General features: G+C 49.2%; 23 protein-coding genes. 2 read left to right on the top strand and 21 right to left on the bottom strand.

Annotated elements, in window-relative coordinates:
• Positions 1–28: 28 nt before the first annotated feature.
• From AC50Y5_RS08785 to AC50Y5_RS08760, 6 genes are all read right to left on the bottom strand, one after another.
• Positions 29–457, bottom strand: a complete 429-nt coding sequence (locus AC50Y5_RS08785; RefSeq protein ID WP_494859883.1) for a hypothetical protein — start codon at positions 455–457, stop codon at positions 29–31.
• The gene (locus tag AC50Y5_RS08780) at positions 435–671 is read right to left on the bottom strand and encodes a KTSC domain-containing protein (RefSeq protein WP_494859882.1); all 237 of its coding nucleotides are present in this window, start codon (positions 669–671) and stop codon (positions 435–437) included. Before AC50Y5_RS08780 ends, AC50Y5_RS08785 begins: the two co-directional genes overlap by 23 nt.
• On the bottom strand, positions 671–1,081 hold the full coding sequence (locus AC50Y5_RS08775) for an ORF6C domain-containing protein (protein ID WP_494859881.1): 411 nt from the start codon (positions 1,079–1,081) through the stop codon (positions 671–673). Before AC50Y5_RS08775 ends, AC50Y5_RS08780 begins: the two co-directional genes overlap by 1 nt.
• Complete coding sequence (locus AC50Y5_RS08770; RefSeq protein WP_494859877.1) at positions 1,071–2,204, bottom strand: ParB N-terminal domain-containing protein; 1,134 nt, start codon at positions 2,202–2,204, stop codon at positions 1,071–1,073. The genes AC50Y5_RS08775 and AC50Y5_RS08770 overlap by 11 nt, the downstream gene beginning before the upstream one ends.
• Before the next feature lie 46 nt (positions 2,205–2,250).
• On the bottom strand, positions 2,251–2,511 hold the full coding sequence (locus AC50Y5_RS08765) for a group-specific protein (protein ID WP_494859873.1): 261 nt from the start codon (positions 2,509–2,511) through the stop codon (positions 2,251–2,253).
• A gap of 129 nt (positions 2,512–2,640) precedes the next feature.
• Positions 2,641–2,850 (bottom strand): helix-turn-helix transcriptional regulator, encoded by a 210-nt coding sequence (locus tag AC50Y5_RS08760; protein WP_494859872.1) that lies wholly within the window; start codon positions 2,848–2,850, stop codon positions 2,641–2,643.
• A gap of 96 nt (positions 2,851–2,946) precedes the next feature.
• On the opposite strand from AC50Y5_RS08760, the gene AC50Y5_RS08755 reads away from it, so the two are divergent.
• Together AC50Y5_RS08755 and AC50Y5_RS08750 are read left to right on the top strand one after the other, a co-directional pair.
• On the top strand, positions 2,947–3,321 hold the full coding sequence (locus AC50Y5_RS08755; protein ID WP_494859870.1) for a helix-turn-helix domain-containing protein: 375 nt from the start codon (positions 2,947–2,949) through the stop codon (positions 3,319–3,321).
• 99 nt (positions 3,322–3,420) lie between these two features.
• Entirely contained in the window at positions 3,421–4,575 is a 1,155-nt protein-coding gene (locus tag AC50Y5_RS08750) for a site-specific integrase (RefSeq protein WP_494859868.1), read from the top strand.
• 73 nt (positions 4,576–4,648) lie between these two features.
• Here the strand turns inward: AC50Y5_RS08750 and glnA are convergent, their stop codons facing one another.
• The 15 genes from glnA to AC50Y5_RS08675 form a co-directional block, all read right to left on the bottom strand.
• Positions 4,649–5,977 carry a type I glutamate--ammonia ligase gene (glnA, locus tag AC50Y5_RS08745; protein WP_494824548.1) on the bottom strand — a complete coding sequence of 443 codons (1,329 nt, stop codon included), beginning with the start codon at positions 5,975–5,977 and terminating at the stop codon, positions 4,649–4,651.
• Positions 5,978–6,025: 48 nt separating this feature from the next.
• The gene (locus tag AC50Y5_RS08740; RefSeq protein WP_046232536.1) at positions 6,026–6,436 is read right to left on the bottom strand and encodes a MerR family transcriptional regulator; all 411 of its coding nucleotides are present in this window, start codon (positions 6,434–6,436) and stop codon (positions 6,026–6,028) included.
• 59 nt (positions 6,437–6,495) lie between these two features.
• A complete protein-coding gene (locus AC50Y5_RS08735; RefSeq protein ID WP_494859866.1) occupies positions 6,496–7,815 on the bottom strand; it encodes a methionine gamma-lyase family protein in 1,320 nt (439 codons plus the stop codon).
• A 45-nt stretch (positions 7,816–7,860) separates the two neighbouring features.
• Positions 7,861–9,153: a GTPase HflX gene (hflX, locus tag AC50Y5_RS08730; protein WP_056028060.1), complete on the bottom strand. Its 1,293-nt coding sequence runs from the start codon at positions 9,151–9,153 to the stop codon at positions 7,861–7,863.
• A gap of 34 nt (positions 9,154–9,187) precedes the next feature.
• Positions 9,188–10,171: an AAA family ATPase gene (locus tag AC50Y5_RS08725; protein ID WP_099520164.1), complete on the bottom strand. Its 984-nt coding sequence runs from the start codon at positions 10,169–10,171 to the stop codon at positions 9,188–9,190.
• Between the two features lie 182 nt (positions 10,172–10,353).
• Complete coding sequence (locus AC50Y5_RS08720) at positions 10,354–11,007, bottom strand: YdcF family protein (RefSeq protein WP_494859863.1); 654 nt, start codon at positions 11,005–11,007, stop codon at positions 10,354–10,356.
• Entirely contained in the window at positions 11,004–11,561 is a 558-nt protein-coding gene (locus AC50Y5_RS08715; RefSeq protein WP_056028063.1) for a ribonuclease FAU-1 family protein, read from the bottom strand. The genes AC50Y5_RS08720 and AC50Y5_RS08715 overlap by 4 nt, the downstream gene beginning before the upstream one ends.
• 181 nt (positions 11,562–11,742) lie before the next feature.
• The gene (locus AC50Y5_RS08710) at positions 11,743–12,396 is read right to left on the bottom strand and encodes a peptidylprolyl isomerase (protein ID WP_056028066.1); all 654 of its coding nucleotides are present in this window, start codon (positions 12,394–12,396) and stop codon (positions 11,743–11,745) included.
• 33 nt (positions 12,397–12,429) lie between these two features.
• Entirely contained in the window at positions 12,430–14,958 is a 2,529-nt protein-coding gene (locus tag AC50Y5_RS08705; protein WP_494859860.1) for a transglycosylase domain-containing protein, read from the bottom strand.
• A 159-nt stretch (positions 14,959–15,117) separates the two neighbouring features.
• Complete coding sequence (gene hfq / locus AC50Y5_RS08700) at positions 15,118–15,360, bottom strand: RNA chaperone Hfq (RefSeq protein ID WP_056028072.1); 243 nt, start codon at positions 15,358–15,360, stop codon at positions 15,118–15,120.
• Positions 15,357–16,379 (bottom strand): tRNA (adenosine(37)-N6)-dimethylallyltransferase MiaA, encoded by a 1,023-nt coding sequence (miaA, locus tag AC50Y5_RS08695; RefSeq protein ID WP_430161165.1) that lies wholly within the window; start codon positions 16,377–16,379, stop codon positions 15,357–15,359. Before miaA ends, hfq begins: the two co-directional genes overlap by 4 nt.
• On the bottom strand, positions 16,360–17,151 hold the full coding sequence (locus AC50Y5_RS08690) for a class I SAM-dependent methyltransferase (RefSeq protein ID WP_494859855.1): 792 nt from the start codon (positions 17,149–17,151) through the stop codon (positions 16,360–16,362). The genes miaA and AC50Y5_RS08690 overlap by 20 nt, the downstream gene beginning before the upstream one ends.
• Entirely contained in the window at positions 17,148–19,307 is a 2,160-nt protein-coding gene (mutL, locus tag AC50Y5_RS08685; protein ID WP_494859854.1) for a DNA mismatch repair endonuclease MutL, read from the bottom strand. Before mutL ends, AC50Y5_RS08690 begins: the two co-directional genes overlap by 4 nt.
• A gap of 36 nt (positions 19,308–19,343) precedes the next feature.
• Positions 19,344–22,145 carry a DNA mismatch repair protein MutS gene (gene mutS, locus AC50Y5_RS08680; RefSeq protein ID WP_494859852.1) on the bottom strand — a complete coding sequence of 934 codons (2,802 nt, stop codon included), beginning with the start codon at positions 22,143–22,145 and terminating at the stop codon, positions 19,344–19,346.
• 545 nt (positions 22,146–22,690) lie between these two features.
• Complete coding sequence (locus AC50Y5_RS08675; RefSeq protein WP_494859850.1) at positions 22,691–24,334, bottom strand: putative amidoligase domain-containing protein; 1,644 nt, start codon at positions 24,332–24,334, stop codon at positions 22,691–22,693.
• Positions 24,335–24,447: the final 113 nt, after the last annotated feature.

Genomic DNA, 24,447 nt, shown 5'->3' with positions numbered 1-24,447 from the left:
GGGCAATATCAGTCGCCAAACTAGATATTTACCCAAGAAGAGTCTGCCCACTAGCAGGCTCTTTCTTATTTAAGCCATACTTTTCTTGAAAGGCTGCCATATGTCGTGCATGAAATGCCATCTGAGCATTCCGCACTTTTATAGCAAGAATCAGATGATGCTCCCCATACCGAGGGTCCCCTTGACTAATTAAATGATCAGCCTTTTCAGCAAGCGCCGTTGAAATTATGGTCATTTCCTGACCATCTAAATTCAATTGTGCCGTAGCCGATAGTTTTGGCATCAACATTTTCGTTTCCCGATTGAGCAACCAATTCTCCATCGCATGAATTTCCATGTTCAAAAAATCGACAGCCTCTTCTAAAATGACGCGACTCCTCATCAGGGAATAAAGATCATGCAGCCTCTTCCATCCTTCCAGACGCTTAGGACATTTATGTTTGATCACTGTGCTCATTTGCGATCACCTCACTTTGAAATTGATTTTTGATGTTTCTTGAATAAAAGCTTCCGATTGAAGGGGCAGACATCATTTGATCGAATAAATCCACTGACACACCTCGATAAGCGTAAATTGTCTGCTTGCCTTTGAATTGGACATGCAGGACATTTTGGATGTTATCGTAGCCGACAGCAGCAAGATTGCTGGATAATACAGGAGTCATTTTCATCAGATATAATCCTCCGGTCTGAAATTTTCTACAAACTCAAGCGCCTGATCGAAGTCAACGCGGCGAATATGAGAATACTTCGCTACCTGAAACTCTTCTTTCAATTTGCTCCAGATCATACGGCGATACTTGCCGACCAATTCCTTGAATTTTTCATCACTTTCTTTATAACGATCCTTAGTCAGCTTTCCTGAGGTAACGCGAACAGCATACTGGACTTTATAGCACTCCGCATCAATCAGAGTCACGCTGTCACGGACCTCCTGAACCATAATCTGAACTTCTTCAAACTTTTCATTTACATCCTCTTTCATTTGCTTCATCCCATCGAAAAGGGAACGAAGCGCGGTGCCTTGGGATTCAGTGAGTTGAAGCTGCTTTTCCACAACCGACATCAAATCATTTGCCATTTAAATCAACTGCCTTTCTGCTATTGATGGCCGGACGAATCTGCTCAATGTATGCTTCAAGCATGTCCATACTCTCGGACAGGCGTTTTTTCTCGGAACTACTTGCCGTTGCTATCGCACCAAGGTTAAAAGATGAAATGCCGACCTTTTGCAAAAACTGCTTCACATGGATGCTGATTTGGAGAGTGTTTGAATCTGCTTCAAATTTTAATTTCTTAAGCTGGGCTGCTGCATACTGCTCATCAAAATCACTTGGCTGTTGAAGTTCCAGTGCCCTGATTTTTTCTTGAGCATCCTTCAAGCCTTCCCGCAGATTCTTTAGCACGAACTCGCCGTTCTCCATTTCCTGTTCATGCTTCAATTTCAGTTCTTTCTCCTTCTTTTTGAGGAGCATTTGCTTTTCCTCTTCCTTTTGAGTAAGAAGAAGCCCTGTTTCTTCCTGATGTCGTTCAACCGCCGATGATATTGCTTCATCCAATTGATCAGCTGGAATAGAATTTTTAAAACGCCGCTCCAATTCCGCTCTTTCTTGCTCAGCCTGATCAGCTCGTTCCCGTTCCTGTTCAATCTCTCTCTCAGCATTCTCAAGTAGTTGTCTTGTCTGCTTATAGGCTGCATGAGTGGATATAAGGCCCTCATCAAGCTGCTGGATAACCTCCGGCGTGGCATTATCCATAATGAACTTTGCCTTGTCATACTGCTTACCGCTGCCGAAACCAGCCTGTTCAGCGACGATATCGCGAACCTGACCTGTTTGCTCAGGTAAATTTTCCTTACCCGCCATGCGATCCTTCGCTTTTATCTTCTCAATCTGCTCCAGACGCTTTCCCCATTCAACGCGCTCCGTAAAGCTAAACTCCTTACGATGCTCGTTCTCAGAGATTTCAAGCTGGAGTTGGTGTTCTGCATCTTTAATATCCATGATGCGCACCAGGACCTGTTCCGCTTGATTGAAAAAGTGTGCACGCAGCCTGCGCTCGCCTGCAATCAATTGATAATCAGGCGTTATCACAATCGGATTAATAAGGCCATTAGCTTGTATGTCAGCTGCCAATTCCTCTATGTTGCCAAAGTCCTTACGTATCCGGTCACTAACCTTGATATCGTTTATGTTTATTAACAAGAGGATTCTCCTTTCGTAAAATAATTGGTATCCGGTCGTAACCAAATCATTGTTCAGATAACCAGAGCACCAAAAACTCTCTAGTCTCCCGAGCTGGAAAATACCATTTTGTCCCTATTTTATGTTTTGGGAATCTTGGGTCGTAAAAAAAGCTTTCTTTAATAGAATTGATACACATGCAGGTACGACGCGTAAGCTCTTTTGTATCCCAGTAAACAAGTTCAGCATCTACTTCCTTGATCAAATCGGCTATTCTCCTATGAATCAAGTCCTTAACCGCTTGTGCATCAACCGTAATTTCAATCATTTCTATCCTCCCTTTCACAAACAAAGGAATTTGGATAATTTAATTATCCATTCAAGACAAAAAAAATAACTCGTTGTTGACTTCGATAATTTAATTATCTATAATGACTAATAGATAATTAAATTATCGCTAACTACCTTCAAAGAGGTCAGGAAATAAGAGCTCCATTGGCTCTTTAAAATACTTTACGAACTTGAACATAGTTTCCCTGCCAGGATTGCATGTTCCGTTCTCGATTTTCCTAACATAAACAGTTGATAATCCATTTTCTTTAGCGACTTGCGCCTGAGTGCCTTTCGCGATTCTTAGTTCGCTAAATCTGTCGCGTTTATTTGCCATACCACTTAAATCCCCCTTTCGCTGTTTTGATTATATTGGATAATTATATTATCCGTCAAGGGGTTTTGGATAATTTTATTGTCGGAGGCGTTTGTTTTGGGAATTGGAGTCATTTTAACTAAGTTAAGAGCTCAGACTGGACTCACTCAATATGAAGTTGCGGAACGAATCGGGGTTAGCCGTTCCAGATATAATTCTTGGGAACAAAATACAAATCCACGTAATGAGATGCTCAATAAACTAGCTGATTTTTATAATGTTACTCCTGATTATTTATTAGGTTATGAAGCCACAAAAGCACCAGAATGGGCAACAGAAAAAGATAAAAGAGATTTGAAAAGTATATTAGAACAAGACGGAGAAATAACTTTTGATGGTGTTCCTCTTGATGAAGATACTAAAAGAAGAGTCATGGATATTCTGATAGGTCTGTTTTGGGAAGCAAAAGAGAAAAGTAAAAAGGGAAAATAAGAATTACTACAAATACAATTACGGACCTTGCATTTTCACCGTCGCAAGACGGTTTTACATAGATAAAAATAGAACATACGTTCTTTTGGAGGTAGGAAATTGGCAAATTACAAAAAACACTCGACTGGATGGGAATATAGACTTAAGTATATAGATCCATTCACAAAGAAGAAAAGAGAAAAGTCAGAACGTGGATTTAGAAGTAAGCCTGAAGCAGAATTAGCAGCAGCAGATTTTTTAAGAAAACAAAAAGAAGGTTTTGAGATAACTGATCTCCCGCTAGCTGATTATTTATTTAATTGGGTTGAACGTTACAAACGTGGCGTGGTTAGGAAAAACACATTAAACTTACATCTAAATAACATTAAAAATCATATAGTCCCTTATTTCAAAAATCTCTACCTACGAGAATTAAAACCTGATATGTACCAAACATTTATAGATTATTGTTTAGAAAAAGATTTAAGTCGTAGGACCGTTGAAATTATTCATTCTACTATGTACGGGGCGATGAAACGAGCATTGTTACAAGGGAAAATTGATCAGAATCCCTGCGTTGGTATTGTTTTTAAAAAGGCGAAGAAGAAACGGGAAACCCAATTTATTGAATCTGACCATATTCCTTATTTCTTAAAAAACGCACATAATTACGGATACATTTACTGGATATTTTTCAAATTATTGATTGAAACTGGCATAAGGAAGGGTGAAGCGGCAGGTCTAAAATGGTCTGATATTGATCTTAAGAAAAAAACCATAAGAGTTGATGAAACTTTAGATTTTCAAGCGGAAAGTGAAGAAGAGTTGTTCGGGGATACTAAAACGCCGAGTTCTGAAAGAATCGTTAACATTACTAATAACCTTGTAAACGATTTAAAATATCATGCTAATTGGCAAAATCAGAACAAACTTAATTTAGGAGATTTATATCGTCACGATCTCAATCTTGTTCTTTGCAGAGTTAATGGAAACTTTATGCCGAAATCATCATTATTCAATGCTTTCTCTCGCATATTAAAACGTTCAGCTTTACCATCATTACCTATACATTCTCTCAGACACACTTATGCAGTTCTCATGCTTGAAGCAGGAGCAGATATGAGATATATCCAAGAGCAACTGGGTCATGGTAGCATAAAAATAACTTCTGATGTATACACACATATTTCGAATAAACTAGCAATAAGGAATTTAGAAAAAATTGAAGCATACACTGAAAATATTTTGGGGGGCAATCGGGGGGCAGATTTGTAATTTAAATAAAACCACTAAACTTGCCCCCGTTATTAACTCCCCCTCAGCCCTCGCTATTAAAGGGATTCCACCTTTAGAACAATGTCAAATATTGATCTCTTTCCCACTGATGGACTTGCGTTTTGTACATATCCCACTCAATTTCTTTCAGCTCATAGAAGTGAGCCAGAGCGTGCTCGCCGAGCGCGCTGCAGATGACATCGCTGCGGAGCAGCTCATCCAACGCTTCTTTAAGATCAACTGGCAAGCTAGGCACGCCGGATTCGATGCGCTCTTCTTCAGTCATAATGTAGATGTTGCGGTCTGTTGGAGCTGGAAGAGTCGTTTTGTTTTTGATTCCATCAAGGCCAGCTTTCAGCATAACAGCAAGTGCCAAATATGGATTAGCAGCAGGGTCTGGGTTACGCACTTCAACGCGCGTGCTCAGTCCTCTTGATGCTGGAATACGAATCATTGGCGAGCGGTTGCTTGCGGACCATGCCACATAGCAAGGCGCTTCATATCCTGGCACAAGACGCTTGTACGAGTTGATTGTTGGGTTCGTGATCGCAGCCATTGCGCGAGCATGCTCCAAAATACCTGCCATATAATAACGAGCGGTTGCGCTAAGGCCCAGCTTGTCGCTCTCGTCATAAAATACGTTAGTGCTGCCTTGGAACAACGATTGGTGGCAGTGCATACCCGATCCGTTAACGCCGAACAATGGCTTAGGCATAAATGTAGCATGCAGGCCATGCTCTCTCGCAATCGTTTTAACAACGAGCTTGAACGTTTGAATTTGGTCAGCCGCTTTAATCGCGTCTGCGTATTTAAAGTCAATTTCATGCTGTCCTGGAGCAACCTCATGGTGAGATGCTTCGATTTCAAAACCCATTTCCTCCAGCGTCAACACGATTTCGCGACGACAGTTTTCGCCCAAGTCCATAGGTGCAAGGTCAAAGTAACCGCCTTGGTCATTCAGTTCCATTGTAGGCTCGCCACGCTCATCGGTTTTGAAAAGGAAAAATTCCGGTTCAGGACCGACGTTCATCGCCGTATAACCCATTTCTTCCGCTTCCTTCAGCGCACGTTTCAGAATACCGCGCGGGTCTCCTGCGAACGGTGTGCCGTCAGGCATATAAATATCACAGATGAGACGAGCTACACGATCTTGTGCAACCCATGGGAATACGACCCATGTATCTAAATCCGGGTAAAGGTACATGTCAGATTCTTCAATACGTACATAACCTTCGATGGAAGAACCGTCAAACATCATTTTATTATCAAGCGCTTTATCCAATTGGCTCATTGGAATCTCAACGTTTTTAATCGTTCCCAGCAAATCTGTAAATTGAAGGCGAATGAATCTTACGTTCTGTTCCTCGGCAATTCTCTTGATATCCTCTTTAGTATAGCTCACTAAAAGTCATCTCCCTTGTTTGCTTGATTATAATCGTACGATTGCACCCTAGCGCTTGTGCAAGAAACGCGACAGCTGACCCTGTATAAGCGAGGCCTGACCAGGCCGTTTCTCCAATAGCTGCTGCTTGAGCATGCGGTGAAGCTGGGCATCAGACAGTTCCTTGCGTGTAACCTCCGACTGCTCGCTAACGATAGTCGCATCATCGGATTCTTTGGAAACCGGATTCATAACCTGCTTAATTCCGGCAATATTGACACCCTTCTCAATCAACGATTTAATTTCCAACAGCCGTTCCACATCATTAAAGGAAAAAAGCCGTTGGTTGCCAGCCGTTCTCGCCGGTACGATCAGCTCATGCTGCTCGTAATAGCGGATTTGGCGGGCGGTCAAATCAGTTAGCTTCATTACAATGCCTATTGGAAATAAGGCCATATTTCTACGTATCTCGTCAGCCATATCACATCAACCTTCCAGTCGCTCATTTACATCTATTTTAACGTCCTACCAAGGAAGTGTCAAGTTATGTGAGGTTTAATTACAATTAATCCATTTTCAACGAGACGCTTCAGTGCCGTCAAAATACCGAATTTCGCGTGGGCAAACGTAAGCCCACCCTGCATGTAAGCGATATAAGGCTCGCGAATAGGCGCATCTGCAGATAACTCGAGGCTGCCGCCTTGAATAAACGTTCCTGCCGCCATTATGACAGGATGTTCATAACCAGGCATGTCCCAAGGCTCTGGTGTAACATGGGAGTCAACTGCCGCTGCCTGCTGAATGCCCTGTACAAAAGCAATCAGATGCTCTGCGCTGCCAAATTTGACTGCTTGAATTAAATCCGTACGCGGCGTATCCCAGTGAGGCTGCGTATCAAATCCAAGCTGCGTGAATAATGCAGAAGCAAGCACGCTGCCTTTAACCGCTTGTCCCACTAAATGAGGGGCCAGAAACAGCCCTTGGTAAATCGAGCGCAGCGTCCCAAGCATAGCGCCTACCTCGCCACCAATTCCTGGAGCGGTCAAGCGATAAGCTGCCGCTTCAACCGCTGCCGCTGTTCCAGCAATATAGCCGCCGGTCGAGGCAAGGCCGCCGCCAGGATTTTTGATCAATGAACCTGCCATTATATCAACTCCAACCTGGGTCGGCTCCAAAAGCTCGGTAAATTCACCATAGCAATTGTCTACGAACACCAGCACATCAGGCTTGATCTGCTTGACACGGCTCGTTATTTCACCAATTTGCTGCACAGTAAAAGAAGCACGCCAGCTGTAGCCGCGAGAGCGCTGGATGCCAATTACTTTAGTTTGTGCTGTAATGGCTGCTTCAATTCCTGCCCAGTCAAGGCCGCCGTCATCCAGCAGCGCCACCTCATTGTATTGGATGCCAAAATCCTGCAAGGAGCCTTTTCCATCGCCCGGCTTGCCAATGACTTTATGCAGCGTATCATAAGGCTTGCCTGTAACGTATAAAAGCTCGTCTCCTGGTCTTAATACCCCGAATAAGGCACAGCTAATCGTATGTGTCCCAGATACAAAATGCGGGCGAACGAGCGCCGCCTCCGCACCGAAAATATCTGCATATACCAAATCAAGCACTTCACGCCCACGATCATTATAGCCATAGCCAGTGGAGCCGCTAAAATGATAGTCGCTGACCCGATGCTTCTGAAAAGCCTGAATGACCTTCCACTGATTGCGTTCCGCAATGCGGTCAACCGCCTTCATTCGATCGCCTGCAAGCTCCTCAGCTTCCTCAGCAAGCTCCTCAAGCCGTTTCCATACCAAGTCTTCTTCCTTGCCGCTCCGTCCATTTTCAAATCCGCTATTTCCGTTCATTGCTGCTGTAGTCTCTCCCTTTTGTCGATCGGCTCCGAGGCATCCTTATACGATATAAGGATGCAGGCGGTGCCCATTCACTTCATAATCCTGTTTGCTTAGTTGAATCGTCAGACGAAGCAGTTCTCCCTCTTCGCCGTCCACCTCTTGCTCAATTACTTCCCCCGTACGATAGGCAAGCGCGATTAAATCGCCTCTGGAAGCTGGCAGCGCAAAAACAATGGTATCCCCCATCAGCTTTTCCTGAATCGTATCGCAAAGCAGCTTCAAGTCGGCTTCCTTGTACGCATTAATGATTAGAGAATCTCCACCAGAACGAAGCGTGTAGGCTTCCTCAGGCGAACAAAGATCGATTTTATTATAAATCGTCAGCGTCGGTTTGCCTGCAGCCCCAAGATCGTTCAGAATGCGGTCTACAACGGCCATTTGCTCATCGCGCATCGGCGAACTGCTGTCTACAACATGCAGCACTAAATCCGCCTCGTTCACTTCCTCAAGCGTCGCGCGGAAAGCGGCAACGAGATCATGCGGGAGATTTTGAATAAAGCCTACCGTATCGGTCAAAATTACTTCGCGGCCGTTAGGCAGCTCAAGCGTGCGTGAAGTTGGGTCTAGTGTGGCGAACAGCTGATTCTCCACATATACATCGGCATCCGTCAACTGACGCAGCAGCGTCGACTTGCCCGCATTCGTATAGCCGACTAGCGCCACTTGAATGATGCCGGATTTCTTTCTGCGCTCGCGGTACAAATGCCGATGGCGAACAACTTCGTCCAACTGGGCTTTAAGATCAGAGATACGCCCCCGAATATGGCGCCGATCTGTCTCCAGTTTGGACTCGCCGGGACCGCGCGTACCGATGCCGCCGCCAAGACGCGACAAGTTTTTGCCGTGTCCTGACAAGCGCGGCAGCAAATAACTGAGCTGTGCCAGCTCAACTTGTATATTCCCTTCGCGCGTTCCCGCACGCTGGGCAAAAATATCTAAAATAAGCTGCGTCCGGTCTACAATTTTCACATCCAGCATCTCTTCGAGATTGCGCACCTGCGCCCCGGAAAGCTCTTGATCGAAAATAGCAGTCGTCGCACCCATTTCATCGGCCACCAGACGAAGCTCCTCCGCCTTGCCTTTGCCGATAAACCATTTTGTATCAGGCTTTTCACGGTTTTGCGTTAATGTTGTAAGCACTTCAACGCCTGCTGTTTCAGCAAGCTTCACCAGTTCCTGAAGCGAATGCTCCGGGTCACTGGAACCGCGTTTAATTTGTTGTGTAACCAAAGTGACCAATATAGCCCGGTCCTGGATGTCAGTCTGTGTATCGTGCGTCTTTTCTCGCATATGTTTACCCTCTCAATCATTCATTGTGGCTCCATCAAGCTTTCGGCTCCCATTTGAAGTCCTCTGGCCTGATGGTCAATAGCTCTTGCTTTGGCGGTACACCGCTTGCATAATGATTCAGAAGCCGCACCGCCTGATGGCGAATCGCCTTTTCCAAAATATTTCTAACGTATCTTGCATTGCTGAAGGAAAAAATGTCATTTTGTTTCTCCGTCATTAAATGCTGCCTTAACTTAAATATGGACTGCTGCGCCAAATGATAATCACGATCCTTGGACATCAGCTCGGAAATTTGAATCAATTGGTCCACCGAATAGTCAGGAAAATCAATCTGAATCGGGAACCGCGAAGGCAAGCCGGGATTCGTCAGTAAAAAATGCTCGATCTCGGCCGGGTAGCCGGCAAGAATCAGTACAAAATCATTGCGCCGGTCTTCCATGCACTTCACAAGCGTATCAATCGCTTCTTTGCCAAAATCCTTTTCCCCGCCTCTGGCTAGACTGTAAGCCTCATCGACAAACAACACGCCGCCCATGGCCTTGCGTACCAAATCGCGCGTTTTCTGAGCCGTATGGCCAATGTATTCGCCTACAAGATCAGCACGCTCTACCTCAATCAGATGGCCTTTCGACAGCACGCCCATTTTTTGAAACAGCTTGGCGACGATGCGCGCAATCGTTGTTTTTCCGGTACCGGGATTGCCTTTGAAAATCATATGATACACATGCGAGCCGCCAAAAAGACCAGCTTCCGACCTCATGCGGCTTATATAGAGAAGGGCATAAATTTCATAAATCAGCGTTTTCACATTTTCCATCCCGACCATTGGCTCAAGCTCTTTCTGAATTTCAGCAAAATGGTCGCTCGCAGGCAAAGGCTTCACCGCTGACAAAGACTCGCTTTCAGTGAGGGGCGCAGAAGCTGCGACTGCATACGTCTCATGGCTTCTGAGAATAACGTTAATTTGCCTTGAAGGCCTGGGTCCGCTATTTGTGCCCGATTTGACATGTCCGCTCATCTGACGCATCACCTATCCTTCGCACTTGTCATTAGGAATGAGCGCATTTGCATAAGCGCCGCATTCAAGCAGGAACCGCTCCCATGCAGCAGTCTCGCTGCTTGGGCATTGTTCCGCTTTACAAGTGTATTCAGGCATAAACGGTCCTATTAACAGATTTTATAACTATACCTGTCATAGGATCAGCCCAGCCAGAGCATCAGGGCGTCAAGCTTCCATTTCGTATAGGCCAGAACCTCGCGCCCTTCAGCGTTCCACGGCTTCAATACCTGTGATGGTGTACCCTCAGCTTCAACTGACGCATAGTTCAAAAATTGCGCAATTTCCAGTGCCCTAGGCGCATGGAATTGATGGGTAATAATTAAAGCGCTCGCAAAACCTTCGCGCTCCATAATGGTTTTGCTGAACAGCAGATTTTCATACGTGCTCGTCGATTTGTCCTCCAGCAGCACCTTGTCCTCTGGAATGCCTTTATTGACCAGATACGTCTTCATTCCCGCCGCTTCTGTCACAACTGCGCCCCCTGCATCAAGACCACCGCTCATAATGAGCTTGTCCACCTTGCCTTGCTCATACAGCTTATAGGCCAAGTTCAGACGCTCTTTAAGCGCCGGACTTGGCACATTGTCCCAAAGCGCGGCGCCGAGCACGATACCGACATCCGCTTTCTCGCGCTCTTTAGGAGCATCATAGCTGTTAATAACCCATAACACATAACCACACCAGAACACCCCAGCAACGGTGCACCAGGCCAACATACGAAACAAGAGCAGCCCCGGACGCTTATTCGTCCGCCGCTTGCGTCGGCTGCTCCCTGTCCTTGGCATTTGCTTCATGACTCGCTTAACTCTCCTGTCTTCTCCGCCAAACTTTTGCGATGCTTCAAGCTTAGCGTAAAATAACGGAAACGCCCATTGCGTATATTGGACAGCAGCCTGCCGGCTGTCTTGCGTGCCATAGCAGCCTCCTTGCCTGTTACATCACCCTGACGCAGCGCATCCTCAAGCTCATCCTCATCGAGCAGAAATACTTCACCGCTTGGCAGAACAACCACATCAAGAAACAGATCATCAAACCAGGGAACCTGTTGATCCGTCAGTCCCTGTGTCTTGCAAATGTCAATGTACCACTGCACAACACGGCCCTTGTCATCAAACATCGTCGTCACGACGAAATGCTCGCCACGAGGAAAATGCTGCATCCACAAATAACCTCGATCAGCCAGACAAAGCCGGCGTCCGTTGTACTCTTTCCAAAGCGGCTCACGCAATTCGTGAATGCGGTAAAAAGTTACCAAGCCTCGGAACTCATCATTGTCCAGCGTGATGCAAGAGTAGCTCTTGCGCAAAATGCGACGCCAGTTCGCACGGTCAGAAAATTTTCGTTTCATACGGAACGTACCTTTCCGTTGAGATAAGCCCTAAAGTAACGGCTTTCGATGGTAAAGGATAGCTTTGTAAAAAGCTTACCATAACCAGCCGCTCATCTCCACCCGACTTGAAAAATAAACCAAGCTTAGCCTTCTTACACTGCAAAATCGCCGCCCCAGTAACGGGACGGCGATGGCAAAGCTATTTTTCCTGGATGATTACATTTTGAATAATGATTTCTTCAAGCGGCTCATTATTTTCAACTGGCGTCTTCGCAATTTCAAGCACCGTGTCCATACCGCTTACAACTTTGCCGAAAATGGAATAGTTCGGGTTCTGATTCAAATTCTCGGAGCCAGAGCCTGTGCAAATGAAAAATTGGCTGCCGCCGGTATTCGGCTTTCCAGCATTCGCCATTGCAACGATACCAGACTCATACTTAATTTCCGTATCCAGCTCGTCGGGAATCGAATAACCAGGCGTCCCAACACCATTGCCTTGCGGATCGCCACCCTGAATCATAAACGACTCAATAATGCGATGAAACGTCAAACCGTCATAAAAGCCATGGCGAGCCAGAAAAACAAAGTTATTTACCGTAATAGGCGCTTCGTTCGCATACAGCTTCACAGTAAAATTCCCTTTATTCGTTGTAAAAACGGCGGAATACGATTTATTGAGATCCAGTTCCATCTCCGGCATGCGCTCCCAGCGCATCACCTTCTCGGCATTGCCTGATTCCGCCGCCGTTCCTTTACCGGTCAAGCTTCCTTTCGCTCCACAGCCGGCAAGCAATGTCATTATGAGAAGTGCCATTACAAAAGCACTGCATACCGACCACTGTTTCCTGCTCATTCCTGTAACCAGCTCCTTACGTATTGCCGCTTGCTACCCGGCTTCGTTAGTCGTTCCATCCCCTTGGGCGGGGTCCGGCGTCGCGTTCGCCGGATTATCCCCTCCATCTACATTGCCGCCATTTTGCCCACCCTCCTCAACTGGAGGGCTAGCCATGTTATCCGTAGGCTCGGGACTAACTGTCCCTGGGTCGACGGTTTCAATTGGAGGTGTCTCCATGCTAGGCGTCGGGGTTGGCGTCATACCGCTGTCAGGACTAAAGGATGGCAGTTCAATCCCCCCTTCATCAGGATCAAGGGAATCCATCGGAACGTCTGGAACATCAATGACCGTCTCGGGAATTTGTACGGTTATCGTCTCAGACTGCTTGCTTGTCAGATTGTTTTCCGCATCGATTGCTATGACATAATAGTCGTACGTCATGCCTGGTGCAACGGACATATCATCAACGGTTGTTCCAGCAGCATCAACAAACAAGCTGAAATCCGCTTGATCCATCGCTTTGCGATAAACCTTATACGAAATGTTGCTGCTTGCTGCCCCTTGCCATGACAAAGCAACTTTCATTTGCTCTGGAACAAACACAGCGTTAAAATTCGTTACTGCACCGACATCTTTAACCGGCTCTTTCACGCCCTGTGGCTTCTTAAAGCTGGACTTCGGCATGTCTGCCATCGCCTGCTTCATAACCTTGGAGAACATGGCAGCCGACTGGGCACTGCTCTTCTTGAGCACATGCTGCTCATCTGTTCGATCGTAACCCATCCATACAGCGGCTGTCCACTCCGGTGTATAGCCTACAAACCAAGCATCACGGTTTGCGCTGGAGTTAAAGCCGGGAATACCGTGCTGGGTCGTGCCCGTCTTGCCGGCAACCGGGCGGTCTATTGCCGCACCTGTTCCCGTACCTCCGGATTGGACAACGGTCTGCAGCATTTCAGTCATATACCAAGCGGTATCCACATTCATAACCTGCTCAGTTGACGGAGCGTTGTACGTATAGACAGCCGTATTGCTGCTCGTCGTAATTTCTCTAATGGTATGGGAATCAACGGTTTGTCCACTATTGGCAAAAGTACTGTAAGCTGTCGCCATTTGCAGCGGTGTAACACCTTCCGTCAATCCGCCAAGCGCAATCGCAAGATTGCGATCCTGGTCGCTCAGTTCAAAACCAAGCTTTTTCGCAAATTTCACGCCGTTGCTAACGCCAATTTCATTCAGCGTCCATACGGCAGGCAAGTTGCGGGAATGCTTAACCGCTTCCTGCATCGTAATCGGCGTTGCACCTCTTGAATCTTTAGGACAATAGTTGCCGAAGCACGTTTTATCATTTTTCAAAACCGTCCACGGGAAATATTGACCGGTTTCCAGCGCCGGGCCGTAAGAAGTAATCGGCTTGAACGCCGATCCCGGCTGACGCGGCAATTCGACGCGATTCAAGCCTTTGCGTTCATAATCGCGGCCGCCTGCGATGGCTTGGATAGCCCCGTCCCGATGGTCGATAATAACCATTGCGCCTTGAACCTTCTTATCGTCGACGCTTTCCTCGAAGTTGGAGTCGTCGGCAAATTCTTTCTCAACGACGCTTTGCGCTGTTGGGTTGAGCGTCGTATAGATCCGGTAACCGCCAATACGCAGATCCGTTTCGGTCATATCCGGCATAACTCTCAATGCTTCTTCTACTGCGTAGTCAACGAACGCTTTATAAGGCTCGTCCTTGCTTTGCTCTACGGTAGGCGGAGTCACATAATCAACGGCCTTCGCCTCATCCATTTCGTCCTTCGTAATGTAGCCCTGATCGTACATCAGCTGAAGCACAACTCCACGGCGCACCTTGGAGCCTTCCGCATCATTAACCGGGTTGTAGCGGCTTGGCGCTTTCGGCATGCCGGCGAGCGTCGCCATTTGCCACAGCTTCAAGTCTTTCAGCTCGGTGTTGAAATAATATTTTGCAGCTCCCTTGACGCCGTAAATGCCTTTGCCGAAGTAAATCCGGTTTAAATAAAGCGTCAATATTTCTTCCTTCGTATTGTTGTTTTCCAATGCGACAGCAATCGAAGCTTCCGTCGCTTTCCGGAACAACGTTTTATCCGAGGATAAAAACATATTTTTAGCTAGCTGCTGGGTAATCGTACTTCCGCCCTCGACCGCGCTGCGAGCGATAACGTCCTTGACGAGTGCCCGGCCAATTGCAAAAAAGTCGATGCCGGCATGCTCGTAAAAACGCTGATCCTCCGTCGCCACTACGGCGTTCATCATTTCTTTCGGAATTTCATCATATTCGGCAATTTCACGATTTTCTTCCGGTGTGGACAATCGAGAAATTTCATCTCCATTCGCATCATAAACAATAGATGCTTCGCCCATAACCATCATATCGGCTCTTTCCTTCAGCAGCCGCTCACCATTCAAAATAATAAGCGAATACCCGATGATCCCGCACACGATAGCTATAACTACAGTGAAAAATAACAGGAAAAACCAGGTTTTCCCCGACATTCTTCTTTTCTTCTTAGGACCCGTTTTCTTCTCAGGTTGTGTTCTTTGCCTGCGATCAGCCATTGTGACTCCCCTCCTGCGCTTCTTCTTAGAAGCTGTCTGTCTTCTTATTTATACCCCTGGAATGAAAAGGACAACCCCTGTTAAAGCGGGCTGCCCTTTCCTTCCGCTATCTAGTTAAACGCAGATCGCTATTAGAAAGTTTCACTAATAACGTGCGCCTTACGAGTCAGAGCTGCTGTTGTCCTGCATGAGAGATACATTTCGCTGCGGAGTAAACGTCGAAATGGCATGCTTGTACACCATTTGTTGACGGCCTTCGCTGTCAATAATAATGGTGAAGTTGTCAAACGCTTTAATAACGCCCCGGATTTGGAACCCGTTCATCAGGAAGACTGTAACGGGAATGTTATCTTTACGCAATTGGTTCAAGAACGTATCTTGAATGTTGATGGATTTGTTCATTGGACGTTACCTCCGTCTACAAAAGATTGATTAGAAGTATATTCAAGATGGACTTGAAACTTTCCTGCTATTATACCATGAATCCGATGCAAATTGTTGTGAAAATTTTCCCCCATATCGATCCATTCGATATCTTTCATGTGACGAAACCATGACAATTGGCGCTTGGCAAAGCGTCTCGTGTCCCGTTTCAGCAAAGTTACCGCAGCCTCAAGCGTACATTCTCCCCGTAAAAATGACGCTATTTCCTTATAGCCGAGTCCTTGCATAGCTACAGCATGAGGAGGAACGCCACGCGACAGCAGCGCCTTCACTTCCTCGACCAGTCCCTGTTCCAGCATCTGGTCAATTCTCAGTTCAATCCGGCGGTACAGCTCCGCCCGATCCATCGTCAGCCCGATGATACACAATTCGTAGGGGGATTCTTTTTTCTGACCCTCGAGCTGCTCTGATTGCTTGATTCCTGTTAAATGAAATACTTCAAGCGCGCGGATGACGCGCCTTTGGTCATTCGGATGCAGGCGTTCCGCGGACTTCGGGTCAATAAGCGCAAGCTTCGCATGCAGCGCCTCAGCACCGTGCGCAAGAGCGAACTGCTCCTGCTCCTGGCGAAAGGCCTCATCTGAGCCACTCTCTGAAAATTCAAAGCCGTAGCAAACGGCTTCCACATATAGTCCCGTGCCGCCAACGATGAAGGGCAGCTTTCCCCTAGCAGCTATCTCTTCAATGCTGCTTCCGCAGCCTGCTTGAAAGTCTGCCACCGAATAGGGGTCATCCGGATCGCGAATATCAATTAAATGATGCGGGATGCCCTCTCGTTCTTCCAGTGGAAGCTTCGCTGTTCCAATGTCCATGCCGCGATAAACCTGCATGGAATCGCCCGAAATGATTTCCGCCTGCCAAGCTTTGGCCAGCTCCAGGCTTAAATTGGTTTTGCCAACTGCCGTAGGGCCAATTAATACGAGCAAAGGCTGCTTTTTGCCCAGCGCGGTTACCCGCTTATTCTCTTGTTCTGGCAACCTCTATCACTCCATAAGCAATTTTTGAAGAATGTAAATGCCGCCGCTCAAAGCCGAGTCTTGCAAACTCCTCGCTATGGCGGTGCTCCTTAAGCACGACGGTTTTGCGCGCCACTCGCAGTGCTTCGGTCACTGCCTCGATAGACAAGGCGTTGTCATTGACCAATTGGCGCAGCGGCTGAATCGAGCTCGACTCATGAATCGGCTGCCGGAACATCGGGTCAAAATACACGACGTCGACGCTTCGATCCGGCAGTTGCCGCAAGTAGTCCAGATGGTTCATGCTGATCATTCGGATTCTGCGCATCGCCGCATCCACATCAGCAAGCCCCGATTCGTAGACGGCAAGCCCTTCGCGCACCAAGGCGCATAGTACCCGCTCGCTTTCGATGGCAGTTACTTGTCCGGACGTACCGGCCGCATAAGCGAATACGAGCGAATCTGAGGCGAGTCCAGCTGTACAATCTACTATCGTATCGCCTTCCTCGCAGCCGGAGAGCGTAATGAGCGGATCTGTTTCTCCCCTTCGAAGCCGCTTAACTCTTACAAAAGCCATACTGGGGTGAAAAAATAACGGCGTATCCGTCTGTCTTTCATAATACCTGACTTCGCGATCCGTCACAACAAACAGGCGAATCTCGGCCATTTCGGCGCCGATTTGCCGCAGCGTCATTCGGCCCCTCGCCCGATAAGGGACGGACAGCTCGCCTGCAATTCTTCTCGCCTTGGCGACCGTCGCCTCAGATGGACGATCGGCGGTCGTCACGATCATGACATCACCCGCTTAAACATTTTTTCGAGCTGATAGGTGGACATATGCACGACTATCGGGCGTCCATGCGGGCAAGTATACGGTTGATGGCATGCACCAAGCCGGGAAAGCAGCGCTTCTCCCTCTTCCCTTGTCAGCCTGTCATTCGCTTTAATAGATGCCTTGCAAGAGCACATAATGGCCGCCTTCTCGCGCAGCTTGGCAATATTGATCGATTTGCGCTCGGCCAGCAGCAAATCGGCCATTTCTTCAATAATATCCTTCTCCTCGCCATCCGGCAGCCACTGCGGATAAGCACGAACAAGAAACGTTTGGGAGCCAAATGGCTCAAGCTCGACGCCCGCTTCGTTAAATAGGGGCAGCAAGCCGCGCAGTTGCTCGGCCTCTCCCGGCGTAAACTCCAGCGTAAGCGGCACTAGCAGCTGCTGGCTAGCAGCCTCGGGCATGCCAAACTTGGCGTAATAATATTCATAATTGATCCGTTCATGCGCCGCATGCTGGTCAATTAAATACAGTCCTTCCTCGGATTGCGCCACAATATATGTGCCATGCAGCTGGCCAATCCAATGCAGCTCGGGAAAACCCGCTTCATTGGCTGCTGAAGGCTGCTCCGGAGCGGCTGGCACTTGGCCTCCTTGTCCGAAATGAATGTCGGGCAAGGCTGCCGTATGAACAGTAGCAGCAACTCCACTGCTTAAATCAGCAGTTGCAGCCCCTGAGCTTTCCAATCCGTTGCCGGGCTCGCTTCCGTTAGCCACAGTCTGCGAGCTAGCCGTGCTAGCTGCGTCTTGGCGTATCCATGAAGGCTCGGATGGAAGCGGAGCGTCTTCGCTTTGCGAAGGAGAACTATTCGCCGCTGCACGTGCAAGGGGCTGCACAGCCTCAGAGGCAAGGTTCCCCCATGCTGTGCTTGCTTCACGCGCCAAGCTATATCCAGTTTGGGCAGGCTTGTACAAACGTTCAGCCGCATCCTTCGGCACAAATTCTCTGGAAGCACCTTGGCCAAATGGGGAATAAGGCGCTTGTGCTATCGACCGCTCCCCTTTGTTTTCCTTCTCTGGTACAGGCGGTGTTTTGGGCTCCGGACGATGAAAGGACATGGCGCCCTGAACGAATACAGGACCTGACCTTTTCTGATTATGTATAGAATCCGGACCAGGAATGTGACGTTCTTTGCCAAGTGCAGCCTGAATAGCCGACTCAACGAGCGTCCGCAGCTCTGCCTCCTTGCTGAAGCGAACCTCCATTTTGGAAGGGTGTACGTTTACATCAAGCAAGCTCGGATGCATGCCAATTTCAATAATCGCAAGTGGAAAACGATTGATAGGCAGCAGCGTATGGTAAGCCTGAAGCATCGCCTGATTAACGGCATGGCTGCGAATATACCGCCCATTTACAATGACGGTTATGCCATTGCGATTCGAACGTGTCAGCTCAGGCTTGGAAATATAGCCTAACAGCTCATAATCCGGGCTTTCGCCTTGTACCGCCATCATTGCTTTGGCCGTATTCGAGCCGTAAATAGCAGCAATAACCTGCAGACGGTCGCCTGTACCGAGCGTTCGCAGCAGCGTATTGCCATTGTGCTTTAGTGTAAAAGCAATACCGGGATGCGCAAGCGCAATGCGGTAAATATAATCTGAAATATGTCCAAGCTCGGTTTGCACCGCCTTCATATATTTCAACCGGGCTGGCGTATTGTAAAACAAGTCGCGCACCGTCATATCCGTACCTTGCGGCGTAGCAGCCGGAATACTGGCCGTAATCGTCCCGCCTTCAATGCTCAGCTTATGCCCTAAGCCAGTCTGTCCGGTAGAGGACAAGCATTCCAGCCGTGATACGGCCGCGATACTTGGCAGCGCCTCGCCGCGGAAGCCTAGGCTTGCGATGCGGAACAAGTCGCTGCTCGTTGCAATTTTGCTCGTAGCGTGGCGCTGGAATGCCGTTTCGATTTCTTCAGCGGGAATGCCCGAGCCATTGTCTGTCACACGGATAAGGTTCAAGCCACCCTCTTCCACTGTGATGTCGATTGTGGAGCTGCCGGCATCGACAGCATTTTCGACTAGCTCCTTAATGACAGAAGCAGGTCTTTCTACCACTTCGCCTGCGGCAATCTGGTTCGCGAGCTGCTCGTCCAGTACGAGAATTTTACCCATATCTGTTTTCCTCCTTCCCACACGGACACGCCGCTTCTAGTCGTTCATTTTGCGTTTCATGTCATTTAGCCACTGCATCGCCTGCATTGGCGTCATATTGAACAGGTCGAGCTTGCGCAGCTGATCAGCAAGCTGCTCGGATTTGGGGCTGCCTTTACGGCGGCCCGAATCAGCCTGCGCGGCAGCTGGCTCATCCCAGATGGACAGCTGAATGGCCGCCGCAGTTTCGCGAACACCAGCATTCGATGCTTGGCTGGCCGAAGGATCGAAAGCAGATGAAATGCTGCTGTATGCATGGTCGGAAGCATTAGACAAAGCATCATTAGACTGCAAGGCTGCATACGAATACTCTGGTTTATTTTTATTAGAAGCAGATTTCTCCTCAGCAGTGCGACTATCTGTTTCAACAACAGCAGCTGTGCTCATCTTGATACTCGCATTTTTTTCAACCAATGCATCCGAAACTTCCAATAGCTCATAGGATCGGGAAATAATGGACTCCGGCAAGCCAGCAAGCTTTGCGCAATAAATGCCGTAGCTCGTCCCTGCTGCGCCGGGTATCATCTTGCGCAAAAAGGTAACATGATCGCCGCTTTCCTGTACCGCCATACATGCATTGGTCAGCTGAGGCAAGGAATCCTCCAAATGCGACAGCTCGTGAAAATGGGTCGATACGAGCGCCTTGCAGCGAATCTGATGATGCACATATTCAATAACCGCTTGGGCAATGGCCATGCCTTCGCCCGTAGAAGTACCGCGCCCAAGCTCGTCAATAATGACAAGGCTGTTCTCCGTCGCCTTCTCGGTCATAATTTGAATATCCTTCATCTCCACCATGAACGTACTTTGTCCGCCAATCAGATCATCTGCCGCGCCAATCCGCGTGAAAATCCGGTCGGTCAGTGGAATTTGTGCCGATTTTGCCGGAACAAAGCAGCCGATTTGCGCCATAATGCCTATCAAGGCCACTTGGCGCATGTAGGTGCTTTTGCCCGCCATATTCGGTCCGGTAATGAGCAGCATCGAGTTATGCTCTTTATGTAGCTGCGTCGCATTTGCAATGAACGCTGCCCCATTTTCCATAACGGCCTCCACAACGGGATGCCTGCCTTCTTCGATGACCATATCAAACGAATCGGTAATCGAGGGGCGGGTAAATCTGCGCTCTGCGCTGACCGTCGCAAATGCCTGATACACATCAAGCTCAGCTATGGCTTCAGCAAGCCGCTGCAGACGGTGAAGCTGCCCTGCTAAATGCTCGCGAAGCTCCAGAAAACGTTCATATTCGATATCGACCATCTTTTCCTCGGCCTCAAGAATTAGGCGTTCCTTTTCCTTCAGCTCCGGCGTTACGAAACGCTCGGCATTGGAAAGCGTCTGTTTTCTTTCGTAGCGGCCCTCCGGCAGCATCGCGAGATTGGCTTTGGAAACTTCGAGATAATAACCGAATATTTTATTGTAGCCGATTTTGAGCGAGCGAATGCCAGTTGCTTCGCGCTCTGCGCGCTCCAGCTCGGCGAGCCATTTTTTTCCATTGGTACTAGCTTCTTTAAGCTGGTCCAAATAATCATCGTAGCCTGCACGAATAATTCCGCCTTCGCGAATCGAGACTGGCGGCTCGTCTACGACTACTGTCGCAATCATATCTGCCAAATCAGCGCAATCGTCCAGTCCGTCAACCAGCTTCTGCAGCCGCTGCGAACCCGAGGCTTTGCATAGCTGTACTAGTTGCGGAACGCGCTGAATCGACGTTTTGAGGGCATTCATATCGCGACCGTTGGCACTGCCAAACGCCACTCTTCCGACCAGACGCTCCAAATCATAAATATCATTCAGCTCAGAGCGAATATCATCGCGCAAAATCAAGTTGCGGTACAACGTATCCACCGCATCCAGCCTTGCTTCAATCGCGTTGCGCGACAGCAACGGCTTGTCGATCCAGCGGCGCATCAGCCTTGCACCCATTGAGGTTTGACTGCGGTCCAGCAGCCAAAGCAGCGAGCCCTTCTTCGAGCGGTCGCGCACAGTTTCAGTCAGCTCCAGGTTTCGGCGGGTATAATGATCAAGGATCATATATTGACCCGGCTCATAGCTGCGAATTGCGCGAACATGACCGAGCGAGCGCTTTTGCGTATCATCCAAATAGCCAATTAGCAGGCTCACTGCGCGCATGCATGCTTCATTCAGCTGTACAAGCTCCTGCTTTCCGAACTGGTCGAGCAGCTTTTGCTCCGGCACAGGCTCGCGCTTTGTCAGCAATATCGGGCGATTCCAAGCATCTGATGCTTGCAGCTTGTCCAGCAATTCCTCATCGCCAACAATTTCCGCAGGCTGATAAACGTTAATTTCATCGATCAGCGCTTCCATCTGAAGCGGGAACGAAGTGACGTACAGCTCGCCTGTAGACAAATCGCATGAGGAAATCGATACTTTCCCGTTTAAAAGAGCAATCGCTGAAATAAAGTTATTCGTTTTATCCGCGAGCGCTTTCGACTCCATGACCGTTCCCGGGGTAATGACCTGAACAATTTCACGTCGTACGACGCCTTTGGCAGCCGCTGGGTCCTCGACCTGCTCGCAAATGGCAACCTTGAAGCCTTTTTCAACGAGTCTTGCGATATAGTTTTGCGCAGAATGATAGGGTACGCCGCACATTGGAATTTTTTCCGTGCCGCCTCCTTCTCTTCCGGTTAGTGTAATTTCAAGCTCTCGCGAGGCCGCAATCGCGTCTTCAAAAAACATTTCATAGAAATCGCCCAGACGAAAAAAAAGAAACGCATCCTTCGCTTCTTCTTTAATCGCAAGGTATTGCATAATCATCGGGGTATAGCTTGCCACTGTTGCCCCTCCTTTATTGTGGTAAGCGAACGCGGGCGTTCGCAATCTATGTTTATCGTATCATCAGAGCCGCAAATTTCGCCAAATCTCCGAAATTCTTCCGAAATTCTAATGAAGCAACTTTCTACTATTATATCAAGCGTTGGCTTTCCGCGCCAACTTGTCTATTTTTCCTGATGTTCGTATAGGGAGATAAACCGGAGAAATTAGCAAAAAAGAGTGAAGTGAAGCGAGAAATAAGAAGAGAAATAAACAGTGAGGCAAGGGGGAAAGGGCCTGTTTGCTTGGGAAACAAGCCGGGGTGAAAGTGCAGGATAGCTCTTTTGTCGGATAAGCTTGGGAAATAGAAGGCAATTTGAAAATAGTAAATTCGCTTCGTTGGTTTGGGGAAATTTTGTGGAGCTAATAAGCTGGCAGCGCTTTGTCGCTACGTTATGTGGGCACCGTACAGGCTGGATTTCATATCAGCTTCGTTTGCTTCCATTATTGAGCTGAGGTGAAGCATGTAATGAACATTAAAGATTAAATAATAAAAATTATGTCGTCTATTTGTTTGGCGGCTTGTTAGAAGGTGGAGCTGGCATAGGGATGCGCCATTTGTGGCGGATGTCAGCCCGCTCATCCCAGGTTATGCCGCGCCGCGCTGCATCGAGCAAAGGCTCGATATCGGCCGCAAGCGCCGCATAGCTTGGCGTCGCCGCCATTGCTGCGGCAAGCGGGTCCAGACATCCGGCCAGCTCTGTGCGGTCGCCGGAGTAGAAGGCTTCGACATACCGCTCGTCAAGAGCCGGTATGTCGGTGAGGGCTCTAGTCTCGCGCGCGCATAGCAGCGCGAGCGCGAGCGCGGCTTTTGCCGCTGCTGGCGAGATGAGCCAGCTCGGCAGCGTGCGGTATTCGAAGCCGCCATGCGGCTGCTGGCGGTATTCGCCAAGGGCGCCGTAACGGGGGCGTCTGCCCCGGCCGGCCGGGTCTTCGACGAGCGCGAGCGGAAACGCCGCGTAGCTGTCGAGCAGCCGCAGCAGTCGGCTGGATAGCGGCGTGCCGCTGAGATGGATGTGCCCGCCGAGCGGCAGCCCCGGCACGGGCATGGCTCCGGCGACCCAGCAGAGGCTGGGGTCGCTTATGCGTTCGGCGGCGCGCAGCAGCAGCCGACGGAGATGCGCGGCCAGCGCGGCCGGGCTTTCAGCCGGCTCGGGCCGCAGCTCGGCGACGGGATAGACGATCCGTCGCCCAATGAGCATGGCGTCGCTGCCCGCGGCCCCTTGGGCGCCATCGCCAAAAAAGCGCGAAGCCGGCACGATCCGCCCATCCGGCCGCACCAGCGCAAACTCCGGGTCGGCGCCCAGCATCAGCTTGGGCGCCGTTCCCGGCATAGGCGCTGCTGCCGCCTCATACCAGGCGGCCATCCGCGCCAAGCCCACTGCGCGCAGCTTCGCATCGCGCACAGCCCCCGCTGCGCGGACGGCGGCCCGCCCGCCTTCGCCCAGCACAACCTCGGCCTCGCCCATATCGAGGCCGAGTGCATACAAAGCGGCGACTGCGGCGCGGATGACCCGCCGCAGAGCCGCATCCCGCGGCCATGGCGCTGCCGCATGGCCGCCTGGCTCCGCCCGCAGCAGCGGCTGCCCCGCTGCGGGCCTGCCCCACCGATCGAGGCGCTGCAGCTCGATCGGCTCCAAATGCGCAATAGCGACCTTATACAATCGGTCGCTATCTCCCAGTTCCTGCCGCCGGAGCAAGCCTGCCCGGCGCAGCCTTTGCTGCTGCTCGGCGGCAGACATCGCCGCAAAGCCGATCTCCCCCTCATTCAGCAGCCAGATGCCGCTTGGCAAAGCAGGCAGCACCTGCTTTTCATAGCCTTCACGTTTTTCACTCATATGCTGTTTTTCCGTAATTCCCTTCTGTTCCCTCAAGCCCCGCTTTTCTTTAACGCCCTGCTGTTCCCACCTACTCTGCCCTTGCCCGCTCTCGCCTTGCTGACCTGTCTCTCCCTGCTGACCTGTCTCTCCCTGCCTAGATTCACTACCCTTCTTTTTCTCAGCAACACAGCCGCTCACGATAACCGCGTCCCCAGCCTTGACCTCTGCAAGCAGGCTTGCAGTTGGAGCTGATTCAGCGGCAGCGGCATTCTCTTTGCCCGCCAACTCCAATCGCCCGGTACTGCTGTTCCACAGCCATACTGCCGCCATCTCATTGCTCCTTTCTACTAAAACCCACTCACCCTACTCAAACCTGGCTTATAGGGCATACGCCCGATTATGTTTAATTCCAACAAAAAGAGGGCTTTCGCCCTCAAGTTTGC

The sequence above is a fragment of the Paenibacillus sp. JT22N7 genome, assembly GCF_059383875.1.
This window is presented reverse-complemented; position numbering and strand designations above follow the sequence as displayed.